Source organism: Galbibacter sp. BG1 (genome assembly GCF_013391805.1).
Lineage (GTDB): Bacteria > Bacteroidota > Bacteroidia > Flavobacteriales > Flavobacteriaceae > Galbibacter.
The window spans coordinates 391,992-406,204 of sequence record NZ_CP058364.1 but is presented as its reverse complement, the minus strand read 5'-3'; the positions used below and the strand labels follow the sequence as shown (position 1 = coordinate 406,204).

The following is a 14,213-nucleotide window of genomic DNA, read 5'->3' as shown; positions in this document are numbered from 1 at the left end:
AACGATACGTTTCAGTTGGGCCAATTTTATAATTAAATATTAACTTTGGAGGACTGGGCAAGTGCTTTTTATAAGAGCCATTGCTGTGCACAGTTATTTTTTGTTTAGTTTTTTTAAATATTTAATGTCGAAATACCTATTTTCTTTAAAATTTTGTTCACAGTATTTGTAGTATTCCCTTTTCTTGAATGATTTAATTTTTTCATTGACCAAAGTTTTTAAAATCAGATAGTTAAATTCCAATGTGTATTCAGACCATTTCACTTTAGCTTGCTCAACAAAATCAATGAACTCCAATGGTTGTTTTAGTTTCTTTACAAAAAAGTTCAAGTACTGGTCATCCAAATTCGCAAAGAATATAAGTTTGTCCGTTTCATCATCACTATTCAGCATTTGATACAAGTATTTCTTTGCCCTTTCGTTTTGGTTAAATTCATTACAGTACCAAAACCTAAATTGTAGTTGCAAAATTTTAGTTCGGTCAATATCGTCAAGAATATTGTGAAATACGGTTGTATTATCAGTCACTAATGCTTTGTTTAACAAGTAATCAACATCATAACCTATTTCCGTTTTCACACCATATTTTTTAAGAATATTTTTTTTATATTTTTTTGTAAAATTTTGATAATCAAATTCTTTATTGAATGTCTCATCAATTAGCTTATCATAAAATCTGTAATCCGAAAAAACATATCTTAATGCGTCACATAAACTAACAAATGGCATCTGAATATGATTGGCATTATACTTTTTGATCATAAGATTATTATTGTCAAGTTTTAGCGAATCTAAAAAGTATCCTAATCCATTAAATTCAACGTCCATATTACCATAACCAATAAATAAAAGTTTAGATTCTTCTTGTTTAAGTTTTTCAGGAATATGTCGCCTAAAATAGTTACCGCCATCATTTATTGATAGTGCAATAATGCCATCGAATGGATTATCGTTTTTAAGGTATAGTTGAGTAACAAAATGCCCAGAATCAGAATGTCCTATTATTACATTGTACCCAGAAGTAGAATAATTACTATCAATGAATGGAACTATTTCTTGGTTGAGAATATTATAGAATGTTTTGGGCCCTTCTTTAAAATCCCCAAGTTCTAAGTTGGAATTAAATCCTAAATTCGGTGTTAAGTCTCTACTTCGATTATTATTGTCGATAGCAACAGTTATACATTCGGGAATTATATTGTTGTCATCAAAAGTTTTGTCTTGTAATACCGAAACATTTTTGATAACCGCATCAAATAATGTCTGTCCATCTAATGTGTAAACAACTGGGTATTTTATAGATGAATCGTAATATTTAGGTAAAAATATTCTTAGAATTCGTTCTTCATTTGGGTAATGCTCAGAAGTTATATATTTAATCTCATAATCTAATGTTACTCTACCTTTATCAAGTCTATCATTTTGTCCGAATGAAATTATAGATGATAGTAGTAAAATTGTTATTAGTATTTTTCTCATTTAGCATTTCGTTTTAATTGTGCACAACTACCATATAAACACACTAACGTTTATCCCTCTTCCAAATCTAACAAATTATCTGTTTTCTAAATAGTTCTAAATATTATTTCTATAAGAGACCTTTTAAATTTTGCAAAATAAAAAATGGTTTTATCGGTATATCAATTCTAGTCTTAGAATTGAATAGTAGCTTATTACATCTAGTCATTAGTTAGGTACTAGTAAACTTCTAGGTTTTTAACAATCTTATCAAAGTCTTCATCATCTCCTACATGCAGTGCTTGGATGTCTATAGTTTGATTATTTGTATCTACAAAATATCTCAAGTTCTTTGAGGCCACCCCCGATAAATCGCTTGAAAATTCAAACTTATATATTCCTACACCCTTATAGCTCTCAAAAATACTTTTATCAATATGGTATTTGAGGTTATACAGGGCTGCATCACGATCTAGATGTTCTTTAATTATAGAACGCAGCACTCTTGAAGTACCATATTTTATAGGTATGTGACGAGGGAATTTTTTATATGACAAGAAAATTCAATGGATCTGAAATTTTTTTGAAAATGGCAATTCCACTGTTCGGAGATTCAATATTTCTCATCCACATTTCCACCATGTTAAACGGCACTTCTTCATTGTCCGGATTAAATAGAAAATCTTCTAATTTAGAGATTTCAATTTCAACATATTCATTAGGTAGAAAAATGGATGTGTTTAAAAATTCTAAATTGTGCTTTGAATATTCTTGTTTCTCAAAAATCCCGTTTTTATCTATGGTAGTGCTGCAACTGGAAATTAGAATAACAAGGGTTAAAAGAAATTTTTTCAACGTAGGGCTTATTTAATATTGGCAAAAAAGGTGTCTCTAGAAACTAATATAATATTTTTTCGAAACTAAAAGTTAATATTTCTATACAAAATGGATAACTGATTCTTTTCGGCAAGAACTAAAAAAGCCCGAAATCTTAAAAAGATTTCGGACTTCCCGTTAACAGCAACTTTTATACACTAACCATCAACTACTCGTTGCTGCTACTATGGTGTTTAGGTTGGTTTATTTTTTGAAAAAAAGTATACAGTAACTAGTACAAAGTATTAAGTATCAAGTACAAAGTATCCTCGCATCTGGCACTCGGTTTCTATAACCTTACATAATGCCTCCGCCGCCTTCTTTGGTATTGCTATCACGGTTTTTACGTTGTGCTTTTCGGTTTTTACCACTACCAAATCGGTAAGAAAGACCGGCATAAATAGTTCTACTTTCCCAGTTAAAGGCGCCGCGTTGTTCGTAAGGGCGTTCGCCATCAAAACGGAACTGCATGGTATTAAAAATATCATTAAAATTAAGGCTAAAGGTTCCTTTGCCATCGGCAAAACTGTAGCGGGCACCGGTGTTTACAAAGTACATCGCTTTGGCATTCATTTGTATGCCCCTATTTTCCCCGCGGTAAAAACCAAATAGCGATAGACTAATTTTCTTGGTTACATTAAAGTTGTTATTTAGTCTAAAATTGTAGGCTACGTTGTCTACTTCTACTTCTTCTTCAATAATATCGTCTACCGTTGGGTTTTCACTAGGTGCCAAAATCTCGGTTAAACCGCGTTGCGTTTGGGAATAGAGATCAAAACTTCCGTTTATGCTCCACCATTCCAAAGGCTTATAGTTTAATGAAACTTCCACCCCATAGGCTTCGGTATCGTCGAAATTATCATAGGTAAGTATTTGCTTGGTAAGGTCTAAGCGGTCTACATATAGCGCACGGTTAATCTCGTCTTTAATGGTACGGTAGTACAGCCCGAACGTAAGGCTACCATGCTCCAGCCTTCTTGTATAGTTAGTTTCGTAGGAGTTGGTAAACTGCGGAAGCAAACTTGGGTTTCCAAAAGAGGATATCTGTGGCGTGCTCCACTCCCTAATTGGGTTTACCTGTGTTAACCCCGGTCTGTCCACACGGCGGCTAAAACTTACCTGGAACTGGTTTTTCTCCGAGGGTGTGTACGTAACAAATGCCGATGGGTACAGTTGCTTGTAATCGTCTGTAAAACTGCGCACGCTATTGGTATCTGCCTTTACGCTTACATCTTCAAAACGGGCCCCTACCTGGTAACTCCATTTCTCGAAATTTTGTCCATAGGTGGCATAGGCCGAGTAGATATCCATTCCGTAAACAAATTCGGTATCTGGGATGGGGATTAACTGTCCGCCACTGTTAAATGTAAATCCGGTAGAGGAGTAGTCTACATCGGTTTCAAACAAACGAGCCTCCAAACCAAGCTCTAATTTTCCTTTTTCGTTAATTGGGTTAACATAATCTAGGTTGGCAATGGTTTGCTGTCTTCTGGTATCTACAAAATCCATGTAATCGGGTTGCGTATTTTCGCCTTCAAAATTAAAATTGGCGTCTTCATCGTTGGTAAAATTGCTATAATCTACCTCCAGTTCTATGTTATGCCCTTCTTTATCGAAGTCCCGTTTGTAATCAAAATTGTATTGTTCGTTTTGGTTGGAGTTTACGTTGTTGAAAAGTTGTTCTGAATCTCCTACGGAAGGGTCAAAATTTATAATATCGGTATCTCCAAGGCCCTTACCATCAAATATATTCTGATTGGTAAAGAAAGAAATGGTGTTCTTTTCATTTAAGAAATAGTCCACCCCAATTTTATAGAGATACGATTTGTTGTTGTTGAAAAAGTAGAAATCCTGTATTTGGTTTTCATCAAAATTAGTTACTGGGTCGTCCAACCTTTCTACCTGCCCGTTATTTACGTATTTACCAATGTTGGTACCCACGTTTCCGTACATGTTGAATTTCCCGCGACGGTAATTCAAATCCAATGACGTATTAAACTTAGCCTCTTCCTCGTAAGACACCCCAACGTTGGCATTTCCGTTGAAACCAATATTGGCATCCTTATAAAGTACAATATTTATGAGTCCGCTCATCCCTTCTGGGTTGTATTTGGCGGACGGGTTGGTAATAAGCTCGATTTTTTTAATGGAAGTGGAAGGGATTTGTTTCAAAAGCTGAGCTACGGGAACGTTGGAGAGTTTTCCATCTACCATAACCCTTACGTTGGAGTTTCCACGCATGGATAGCTCCCCTGTTTGTTGGTCTACATTTAGCGAAGGGATATTGTTCATAATATCGCTGGCCGTTGGCCCCTGTGTAGTGAGGTCTTTTCCTATATTTACCACCTTTCGGTCTATTTTTTGCTCAATGCTGGAGCGCTCGGCCACCACATCGACACCTTCCAGTTCGGTAACATTTTCCTCTAGAGAAATGGTTCCCATGTCTACTTTTCGGTCGCTTTTAGAAATGGTAACGCTTTTAGAGTAGGATGTGTAGCCTATAAATTGCACTTCAAATTGGTAGGTGCCTTCTTCAAGATCTTTTAAAAAAAACGCCCCATTATCTTCGGTAATGCCGCCCTGTACCGTAGCCCCTTCCTGTTTTACCATTACAGTGGCATAGGGAATGGGCTCTTGGGTGTTTTTGTCGATGATAATTCCTGTGATACTACCGATCTTGGCAAAACTAGTATTCGGTACGCTGTTCTGAGAATAAGTGATGGCCGATAACAATGCCATGCACAACATAAAAATTGATTTCATTGGTTAGATTGATTTTTTTTGATTGATGATTAGTTCTCGGTAAAGAGACTTTTAGATTGTCAACGTTTACACGCTTTCCAATTTTGCTAAAATTCGCTTGGCGGGAGTTGACATATTTTTCATATTTTTATTTAAGGTTGTTACTGAATAGACGACCAATTTGAAAAGCTGTTACAGCTGAATAAATTGTTTAACATATTTTAACACATGGGGAAAACATTGGTAATGGGTGCTTCGCTGAAGCCTTCGAGATATAGTAATATTGCGATAAATAGATTGGTTGCTGCTGGGGAAGAAGTAGTTGCGTTTGGATTAAAGGAAGGGGAAGTGGCCGGAATTTCCATAGATACCGATTTGCATAAATACAAAGAAGTAGATACTGTAACTTTGTACCTTAATGCAAAAAACCAAGAAACATACTACGATTATATTATTGGGTTGAATCCCAAGCGGGTAATTTTTAATCCGGGTACCGAGAATCCTGATTTTTATGCCAAGTTGCGCAACCACAATATCGAATCGGAAGTGGCTTGCACCTTGGTGCTGCTTTCTACCGGGCAGTATTAAGCAAATAGGTGTGTAAAAGGTTTTTAAGAGGCTGGTTTTTTTACGTTAGAAATCAAAAACGTCATAATTTTTAACTTCTTGATCACCTAAGTTGTTTTTCGGGTTTTAAGCAGTCTGCAATAAGTTGATTTCTGATAATTCTTGACCGATTTGGTGAATTCCGTTTAAGATTTTCTCAGTTTGCTTTGCTGAAGGTTTCTTGGTTCCATTAACATATTGAGAAAGTAAGGTAGCATTCATACCAATTTTTTGAGCGAGAAATTTAGCATTTATCACTTTATAATATTTAAAGAACTGCTTGAAATCGATTTCAAACTTAATGTCGGTGTTGCTTAATTTAATGTTTTCGTCTTCAAAATAAAATTCAGCCGCCTCATATGCGCTGTTTATGAGTTCGGGAATGGATTGCCCAGTGGTAAAAATTGGGTAATCCTGTGAATATGCGGAGAAACCAGTATCAGTTTTTTCAACAGTTAATATAATTTTTTTAGTAGCCATAATTTTATTTTTTAATTCCAGCGTCTTTTAAAATTTTATTTTCCAGTCCTTTACCAACTTCTTGACTTCCGTGATTTGGAAATATTATAATCCCTTTTTTTGTTGCGTGTTTCATTTTAACGTGCGAACCTTTTTGAGATACAGCAAACCATCCATCTTTTGTAAGGATTCTATAAAGTTGAGAACACTTCATTAAGGATTTTAAATTTGATGACGAGTACAAAAGTAAATAATAATTTACTTTTAAGAAAAAATTTTAGTTTTCCGTAATAAAAATTAACTCTCGTTCTGCTGGTGTCGGTTTTCTGGATATTATTAACAAGCCTAGAAAGGTAAGTGCTCCGTTAAGGATCAGTACAAAAAAGCCAAAATCGAAATCAAAATAAGCATTGCTGTAATAGCTAATGGCATACGATACTACTGGAGCCAATATGGCTACCATTGGTATAAAGGTGTCGTTAGCCTTTAGTTTGGTGAAGAGTCCGAAGCTATAAAGGCCAAGTAGCGGGCCATAGGTATAGCCTGTAAAAACAAAGAGCTTAGCGATTACACTTTCGTTTTGAATAATGTATTTAAAGGCGATAATTACTAATATCAACAATAAGGAAAAAGCCACATGGGTGCGCTTTCTTATTTTAATTTGTTGTTTTTCTTCGTATTGTTCAATGTTTAAGATATCCACACTAAAAGATGTTGTCAATGAAGTTAGGGCACTGTCGGCACTACTGTAGGCTGCAGCTATGAGTCCGATTAAAAAGAAAATAAAAACGGCTATTCCCAAGTAATCTTTGGCCAGTACCGCAAAAAGATCGTCTTTATGGGCATCGATACCGTTTTGCTGGGCATAGATGGTCATTAATAAACCTAAACACAAAAAGATAAAGTTTACAACGGTTAATACAATGGTAAACCAAAACATATTCTTTTGTGCATCCTTTAGGGATCTACAGGTAAGGTTTTTCTGCATCATATCTTGGTCCAGACCTGTCATTACCACTGCGATAAATGCTCCGGATATAAACTGTTTCCAGAAATAATTTGCGCTTTTAACATCATCGAAAAAGAATATTTGGGAAAGCTCGCTGGAGGAGATGTAATTCACCAAACTTTCCTCTCCAATATTTAAATCGTTGTAAACGGTAACAATGGCCACCCCGAGGGCAATTAACATAAAAAGTGTTTGGAGAGTGTCGGTCCACACTATGGTTTTAATTCCGCTTTTAAAGGTATACAACCAAATTAAAATAATGGTAAGCGTAACTGTAGCCCAAAAAGGAACGCCCATTTGGTTAAATATAATTACCTGTAAAACATTGGCCACTAGAAAAAGCCGAAAGCTGGCACCTACAATTCTAGACAACAAGAAAAATGAAGCACCAGTTTTGTAACTGTTATTTCCAAACCTTTTTTCAAGATAGGTATAAATGGAGGTAAGGTTTAATTTATAATAGAGAGGGAGTAGAACAGTACCTATAATAAGGTAGCCTATTATGTAACCAAATACTACCTGCATATAGCCAAATTTAGATTCCTCGACCCAACCGGGAACCGAAATAAATGTCACCCCACTCAGGGAGGCGCCAATCATTCCAAAAGCTACTACATACCAAGGGGATTGTCTATTTGCCTTAAAAAAATTGTCGTTACTTTCTTCATCTTTACTGGTTAAAAAGGAAATTAAAATTAAAACACCGAAGTAAGCGGCAATAATGAGTAGGATGTAAATTGGCTTCATAAATTATATTTCAAGCTTGAAAAATACAAAACTATGTTATAATATTTATTTATGAAGGTTAAAATTGTAATTTCGCAGTAATGGAATTTTCATCGAAATTATTAGAGAATGCCGTGTATGAGGTTTCTCAACTTCCAGGCATTGGAAAACGTACCGCACTGCGTTTGGTACTTCATTTACTGCGCCAACCCGAAAGTCAGACTAAAAATTTAACAACAGCTTTACAGCATTTACGCGGTGAGGTTAAATTTTGTAAAAGCTGCCATAATATTTCCGACTCACAACTATGCGAAATTTGTTCGAACCCCAAACGGGAAGAAAAACTTATTTGTGTGGTCGAAGATGTACGCGATGTTATGGCCATTGAAAACACGGGCCAGTACCGTGGTATTTATCATGTGCTGGGTGGTAAGATTTCTCCTATGGATGGTGTAGGCCCCATGGATCTTAACATAGGGAGTTTGGTAGAAAAGGTAAAAGCCGACAAAGTGGAAGAAATAATCTTTGCGCTAAGCTCAACAATGGAAGGAGATACTACTAATTTTTATATATTTAAACAGTTGGAACCTTACAAAATTATAACCTCTACGATAGCTAGGGGGATTTCGGTAGGGGACGAATTGGAGTATGCAGATGAGGTAACTTTGGGCAGGAGTATATTGCACCGGGTGCCTTTTGAAAATTCCTTAAGAAACGATTAAAACACGTTTCTTAATATAGAAGTAAAATTTAATAACAGAAAAGCTTATTTTTTATTATTTTCGCAAAATAAGCATCTAAAAATAGCTACAAATTATTGATATGGCAAAAATTGAATTAAAACTTCCCCAAATGGGCGAAAGTGTCGCAGAAGCAACGGTTACTTCATGGTTGAAAGAAGTAGGAGATACCATTGAAGCAGATGAGGCCGTTTTGGAAATTGCTACCGATAAGGTAGATTCTGAAGTTCCTAGTGAAGTTGATGGTGTTTTAATTGAAAAGTTTTTTGACGTTGACGATGTTGCTAAGGTAGGGGATGTACTTGCTATTATAGAAACAGATGGAGAAGATGACGGAGGAAGTGAGGAATCTTCAAGTGAAGATACACAGCAAGAAGAAGACGATACGGAAGAGGTAGCGGCCTCATTGGAAGAAAATATTACAGAGGTAAGAGATAGCGTGAGCACTCCTACAGCCGATTATTCTGATAGTGAAAGATTTTATTCTCCGCTGGTTAAGAATATCGCAAAGGAGGAAAATGTTAGTTTAGAAGAACTGGAAAATATTCAAGGTACTGGAAAAGATGGGCGTGTTACCAAAGACGATATGCTTGCATATCTGGAAAAAAGAGGTGCTTCCCAACCATCGAGTACTAAAACCCAAGAAGCGGTTAAGCCGCAACCAGCTACCGAGGCTGCTCCAAAACAGAGTGCTCCTGTAGAAAAGCCTGCGAAGGCTGCAGCGACAGCAGCACAAGTAACACCGGGTTCCGTTAATGGGCAAGATGAAATTATAGAAATGTCTAGAATGGGGAAACTCATTGCGCATCACATGGTGGAGAGTGTACAAACCTCGGCCCACGTTCAAAGTTTTATAGAAGTAGATGTTACCAATATTTGGAATTGGAGAAATAAGGTAAAAAATGAGTTTCAGAAGAGAGAAGGCGAAAAACTTACCTTTACCCCCATTTTTATGCAAGTAATTGCAAAGACCATTAAAGATTTCCCGATGATAAATATTTCGGTGGATGGTGATAAGGTCATTAAAAAGAAAAATATTAACCTAGGGATGGCGGCTGCCTTACCAGATGGAAACCTTATTGTACCGGTAATTAAAAATGCCGATCAGTTGAACTTGGTGGGAATGGCAAAACGCGTAAACGATTTGGCAGGTCGTGCTAGGGAAAATAAATTAAAACCAGACGAAATTCAAGGAGGTACCTATACGGTAACCAATGTGGGTACTTTTGGCAGCGTAATGGGAACCCCTATTATAAACCAGCCGCAAGTAGCCATTCTGGCGCTTGGGGCTATACGAAAAGTGCCTGCCGTGATAGAAACTCCAGAAGGGGATTTTATAGGGATTCGCTATAAAATGTTCTTAAGTCATAGTTACGATCACCGGGTGGTAAACGGTGCCCTTGGTGGACAATTTATACAAAGGGTTGCCGAGTATTTAGAAGCTTGGGATGCCGATAAGGAGATCTAAACGGTAAAGAAGTGCATGCCCGAAAAAGTATTTGTTTTTCGGGAAAGCCAAAGAATATAAATCAATAGCAAAAAATAAACCCTGAAATTCTCGGGGTTTTATTTTTTCAATGCCTAATTTTATAGTTTCAAAACAAAATCATGGAATTAAATTTATCCAAGCCAATCTGTTTTTTCGATTTGGAAACAACCGGAATAGATGTAGCGAAAGACAGGGTGGTAGAAATATCGATATTAAAGGTTTTTCCCAATGGGAACAAAGAGAGTAGGACATGGTTGGTAAATCCAGAAATGCCTATTCCAGCTGAGTCTTCTGCAATTCATGGAATTACCGATGAAAAGGTTGCAAACGAACCGACATTTAAAGAGCTTTCCAAAACTATCTATAATATGATTAAGGATAGTGATTTGGGTGGTTATAACTCCGATCGCTTCGATATCCCTATGCTTGCTGAAGAAATGCTAAGAGCCGATATAGATTTTGATATGGGAAATCGCGTTTCTGTAGATGTGCAAACCATCTTCTTTAAAATGGAACAACGCACTTTGTCTGCAGCGTATAAATTTTACTGCGGAAAAAATCTGGAAGATGCCCATTCTGCTGAAGCCGATACTAACGCTACCTACGAAGTTTTAAAATCTCAATTGGACCGTTATGAGGAATTGGAAAACAATATGAAGTTTTTAGGGGATTTTACTACCCGGAAACAAACTGCGGACTTTGCTGGGTTTATTGTTTTTAATGATAAAGGGGAAGAGGTGTTTTCCTTCGGAAAGCATAAAGGGAAAAGAGTAGAAGATGTAATGGAGCAAGAGCCTGGATATTTTGGATGGTTGCTAAATGCAGATTTCCCTTTGTATACCAAAAAAGTACTTACAGCCATAAAATTAAGGAAGCTTAATACCAAGTTGAATTAAACAGACCGCTTGCAATGAAAATTATTTGTATTGGTAGAAACTATACCGAGCATATTGCAGAACTGCAGAACGAAAAACCTTCAGATCCTGTAATTTTTATAAAACCAGACTCGTCCATCCTCAAAAATCAACACGATTTCTATATTCCAGAGTTTTCAAAAGACGTGCATTACGAAGTGGAGGTTTTGGTGAAAATAAGTAAAGTAGGAAAACATATAGATCAAAAATTTGCTCCTAAGTATTATAAGGAAATCGGACTTGGAATTGATTTTACCGCTAGGGACCTTCAGAGTAAACTTAAAGAAAAAGGATTGCCTTGGGAAAAAGCCAAAGGTTTTGATGATGCTGCCGTGGTTGGTAAATGGATTCCGAAGGAAAAGTTGGGAGATATCAACAACCTCGACTTTAGCCTTTTAAAAAACGGACAGACCGTTCAAAATGCAAATACTTCGTTAATGCTGTGGAAAGTAGATGAGTTAATTTCGTATATTTCCACGTTTTTTACTTTAAAAACGGGAGATATAATCTTTACAGGGACACCGGCAGGCGTAGGGAAGGTAAATCCCGATGATGTCTTGGAAGGCTACCTTAGCGAAGAAAAAATGTTTTCTGTGAACGTAAAATAAATATGTTTGCTAAACTTTATACAGAACAACTTACAACAATAAAAGATATTAAAATTTAAACGTATGAAATACGATTTGGGCAAATTGAATGAGCTATCTGGAGGAGACCAAGAGTTTAATGCTTCTGTGATAGAGACTTTTTTGCTGGAAACCCCCGAAGACCTATCAAACCTGAAAAAGGCAGTAGCAAATAAGGAGTTTGATCATATTTATCAGTTTGCACATAAAATTAAACCAAATGCAGACTTATTGGGTGTAGACAGTGTACGGGACGAAATGTTGAAGATAGAAGGGCATGCCCGTGGCGACAAGGATATTGATGCCATTGAGCAAACCTTGGAAAGTGCAGAAAAAGAACTTCAAAATTCGTTTACGGAGTTTAAAGCTTACCTGAACTAATTTTATGTTTGCAGAAATTATTACTATTGGCGATGAAATTCTAATTGGACAAATTATAGACACCAATTCTGCTTTTATCGCCAAGCAATTAAATCTTATTGGAGTTTCCGTATTCCAAATTACCTCCATACAAGACGATAAAAGTCATATTCTCAAAGCTTTCAAGGAAGCAGAAGAGCGGGCAGATATTATTATTATTACAGGTGGTTTGGGGCCTACTAAGGATGATATTACCAAGCATACCATTTGTGAGTACTTTGAAGATGAGCTTGTCGAGGATAATTCCGTTTTGGAACATGTAGAAATGCTTTTCGAAAAATATATAAGTACCCCCATTTCCAATTTAAACAGGAAACAGGCGCTAGTACCATCTAAAGCTACCGTTTTACAGAATAAGTATGGTACGGCACCTGGAATGTGGCTCGAAAAAGGAGCTAAAACGTTTATTTCCCTGCCCGGGGTTCCTTACGAGATGAAGGCTTTAATTAAAGATGAGGTGCTCCCAAAAATTCAGGAGAAGTACAAAAGACCTTTTATTCTGCATAAAACGCTTATTACATACGGACTTGGGGAAAGTGCCATAGCAGAGCGTTTGGAGGAGTGGGAAGACAATTTGCCATCTTTTATAAAATTGGCGTATCTACCCAATTTGGGCAAAGTGCGTTTAAGGCTAACGGCTAAAGGGGAAGATAAAGAGTTGCTCGATGCATCGGTAAAAGCGCAAATTGAAAGCTTGAATCCGCTTATAAACGATATTTTCTTCGGAATGGAAGAAGATAGTGCCGTAGAAATAATTATAGGGAAACTGTTGAAGGAGCGCAACGCCACTTTGAGTACTGCAGAAAGTTGTACTGGTGGTAAAATAGCCGAAACCTTAACGGAAATTCCTGGATCTTCTTCTTACTTTAAAGGAGGGATCGTTAGTTATGCCACTGAAACGAAAGTAGATATTTTAAAGGTAGATAAATCTTTGATAGATAGATATTCAGTAGTGAGCGCACCCGTTGTAGAGGCCATGGCAAAAAATGCCCAAGAAATACTAAAATCTACCTATGCAATTTCGACCACGGGCAATGCAGGACCCGAAAAAGGAGAATCCCAGGCAGAAGTTGGGACTGTTTTTATCGGAATTGCCACTCCCAAGGGGGTTTTTTCAGAAGAATTTAATTTTGGGAATCATCGGGAAAAAGTAATAAATAAAGCGGTTAACAAAGCTTTGGAAATGCTTTTAAAAGAAATTTTAAAAAAATAGCTTATTTACTTGTCTTACAAGTCAAAAATTCGTTAATTTGCACCCTGTTTTAAAATAACACTAAAGTTTTAGAAGAATGTCAAGAGTTTGTGAACTTACAGGAAAGAAAGCAATGGTGGGAAATAACGTTTCTCACGCAATGAACAAAACCAAGCGTAAATTTGATGCTAACCTTATCAAAAAACGTTTTTTCTTACCAGAAGAAGATCGTTGGGTTACCCTTAAAATTTCTACCTCTGCGTTGAAAACCATCAACAAAAAAGGTATTACAGCGGTTTTAAAAGAAGCAAAAGAAAAAGGATTTATTAAGTAATTAATTCATCCAATAAAACGATATAAAGATGGCAAAGAAAGGTAATAGAATACAGGTTATTTTAGAGTGTACCGAGCACAAAGCTACTGGTAAGCCAGGAACTTCTCGTTACATTACTACGAAAAATAAGAAGAATACGCCGGATAGATTAGAGATTAAGAAATTTAATCCTATCCTTAATAAAATGACTGTTCACAAAGAAATAAAATAATTAAGCCATGGCAAAGAAGACAGTAGCAACCTTACAGACAAGTTCGAAGAGATTAACCAAAGCAATTAAAATGGTTAAGTCTCCGAAATCCGGAGCTTATACTTTTGTTGAGTCAGTAATGACTCCAGAATTAGTTAACGACTGGTTAAACGAGAAATAAGAAGTTCACAACTTATTATATATATAAAGCTACTTTCCATAGAAAGTAGCTTTTTGTTTTTATATATTTGATGTTGAAAAGTTTGTGGAGTTTTTAATGGATAAGAAGCACTTTTGAATAACCATAATCTCTCATCAACAACGTATAAATTTCAGGTCGATCCTGCCTATGTCGGCAAACAGGCGTAGCTAGACCTTATTTTAAATACTTGAAACTTAGATTAACGCTCGACTTCGATCGAGGTTACCGTA

General features: G+C 36.3%; 17 protein-coding genes. 10 read left to right on the top strand and 7 right to left on the bottom strand.

Features of this window, described 5'->3' with window-relative positions:
- Positions 1-93: 93 nt before the first annotated feature.
- From HX109_RS01760 to HX109_RS01745, 4 genes are all read right to left on the bottom strand, one after another.
- Positions 94-1,479, bottom strand: a complete 1,386-nt coding sequence (locus tag HX109_RS01760; RefSeq protein WP_178949505.1) for an alpha/beta hydrolase — start codon at positions 1,477-1,479, stop codon at positions 94-96.
- A 218-nt stretch (positions 1,480-1,697) separates the two neighbouring features.
- Positions 1,698-1,961: a hypothetical protein gene (locus tag HX109_RS01755; protein WP_178949504.1), complete on the bottom strand. Its 264-nt coding sequence runs from the start codon at positions 1,959-1,961 to the stop codon at positions 1,698-1,700.
- Positions 1,962-2,004: 43 nt separating this feature from the next.
- On the bottom strand, positions 2,005-2,313 hold the full coding sequence (locus HX109_RS01750; RefSeq protein ID WP_178949503.1) for a hypothetical protein: 309 nt from the start codon (positions 2,311-2,313) through the stop codon (positions 2,005-2,007).
- A gap of 318 nt (positions 2,314-2,631) precedes the next feature.
- The gene (locus HX109_RS01745; protein WP_178949502.1) at positions 2,632-5,097 is read right to left on the bottom strand and encodes a TonB-dependent receptor domain-containing protein; all 2,466 of its coding nucleotides are present in this window, start codon (positions 5,095-5,097) and stop codon (positions 2,632-2,634) included.
- A gap of 207 nt (positions 5,098-5,304) precedes the next feature.
- On the opposite strand from HX109_RS01745, the gene HX109_RS01740 reads away from it, so the two are divergent.
- Entirely contained in the window at positions 5,305-5,664 is a 360-nt protein-coding gene (locus HX109_RS01740) for a CoA-binding protein (RefSeq protein ID WP_178949501.1), read from the top strand.
- A gap of 105 nt (positions 5,665-5,769) precedes the next feature.
- On the opposite strand, the gene HX109_RS01735 is transcribed toward HX109_RS01740, so the two are convergent.
- The 3 genes from HX109_RS01735 to HX109_RS01725 form a co-directional block, all read right to left on the bottom strand.
- Positions 5,770-6,162, bottom strand: coding sequence for a helix-turn-helix domain-containing protein (locus tag HX109_RS01735; protein WP_255462736.1), 393 nt, complete (start codon positions 6,160-6,162; stop codon positions 5,770-5,772).
- Positions 6,163-6,166: 4 nt separating this feature from the next.
- Positions 6,167-6,355 (bottom strand): type II toxin-antitoxin system HicA family toxin, encoded by a 189-nt coding sequence (locus HX109_RS01730; protein ID WP_178949500.1) that lies wholly within the window; start codon positions 6,353-6,355, stop codon positions 6,167-6,169.
- 63 nt (positions 6,356-6,418) lie between these two features.
- Positions 6,419-7,897 carry a sodium:solute symporter gene (locus tag HX109_RS01725; RefSeq protein WP_178949499.1) on the bottom strand — a complete coding sequence of 493 codons (1,479 nt, stop codon included), beginning with the start codon at positions 7,895-7,897 and terminating at the stop codon, positions 6,419-6,421.
- An 80-nt stretch (positions 7,898-7,977) separates the two neighbouring features.
- Here HX109_RS01725 and recR point away from each other — a divergent pair, with 80 nt between their 5' ends.
- The 9 genes from recR (at position 7,978) to HX109_RS01680 (ending at position 13,962) form a co-directional block, all read left to right on the top strand.
- Complete coding sequence (gene recR, locus HX109_RS01720) at positions 7,978-8,598, top strand: recombination mediator RecR (protein WP_178949498.1); 621 nt, start codon at positions 7,978-7,980, stop codon at positions 8,596-8,598.
- A gap of 100 nt (positions 8,599-8,698) precedes the next feature.
- On the top strand, positions 8,699-10,084 hold the full coding sequence (locus HX109_RS01715) for a dihydrolipoamide acetyltransferase family protein (RefSeq protein WP_178949497.1): 1,386 nt from the start codon (positions 8,699-8,701) through the stop codon (positions 10,082-10,084).
- A 140-nt stretch (positions 10,085-10,224) separates the two neighbouring features.
- A complete protein-coding gene (locus HX109_RS01710) occupies positions 10,225-11,001 on the top strand; it encodes a 3'-5' exonuclease (protein WP_178949496.1) in 777 nt (258 codons plus the stop codon).
- A 14-nt stretch (positions 11,002-11,015) separates the two neighbouring features.
- A complete protein-coding gene (locus tag HX109_RS01705; RefSeq protein ID WP_178949495.1) occupies positions 11,016-11,627 on the top strand; it encodes a fumarylacetoacetate hydrolase family protein in 612 nt (203 codons plus the stop codon).
- A 63-nt stretch (positions 11,628-11,690) separates the two neighbouring features.
- The gene (locus HX109_RS01700; RefSeq protein ID WP_178949494.1) at positions 11,691-12,026 is read left to right on the top strand and encodes an Hpt domain-containing protein; all 336 of its coding nucleotides are present in this window, start codon (positions 11,691-11,693) and stop codon (positions 12,024-12,026) included.
- 4 nt (positions 12,027-12,030) lie between these two features.
- The gene (locus HX109_RS01695; protein ID WP_178949493.1) at positions 12,031-13,278 is read left to right on the top strand and encodes a competence/damage-inducible protein A; all 1,248 of its coding nucleotides are present in this window, start codon (positions 12,031-12,033) and stop codon (positions 13,276-13,278) included.
- 76 nt (positions 13,279-13,354) lie between these two features.
- Positions 13,355-13,591: a 50S ribosomal protein L28 gene (gene rpmB, locus HX109_RS01690; RefSeq protein ID WP_008613098.1), complete on the top strand. Its 237-nt coding sequence runs from the start codon at positions 13,355-13,357 to the stop codon at positions 13,589-13,591.
- Positions 13,592-13,619: 28 nt separating this feature from the next.
- Positions 13,620-13,802 (top strand): 50S ribosomal protein L33, encoded by a 183-nt coding sequence (gene rpmG / locus HX109_RS01685; RefSeq protein ID WP_178949492.1) that lies wholly within the window; start codon positions 13,620-13,622, stop codon positions 13,800-13,802.
- A 7-nt stretch (positions 13,803-13,809) separates the two neighbouring features.
- Positions 13,810-13,962: a DUF4295 domain-containing protein gene (locus HX109_RS01680; RefSeq protein WP_178949491.1), complete on the top strand. Its 153-nt coding sequence runs from the start codon at positions 13,810-13,812 to the stop codon at positions 13,960-13,962.
- The last annotated feature ends 251 nt before the right edge of the window (positions 13,963-14,213 follow it).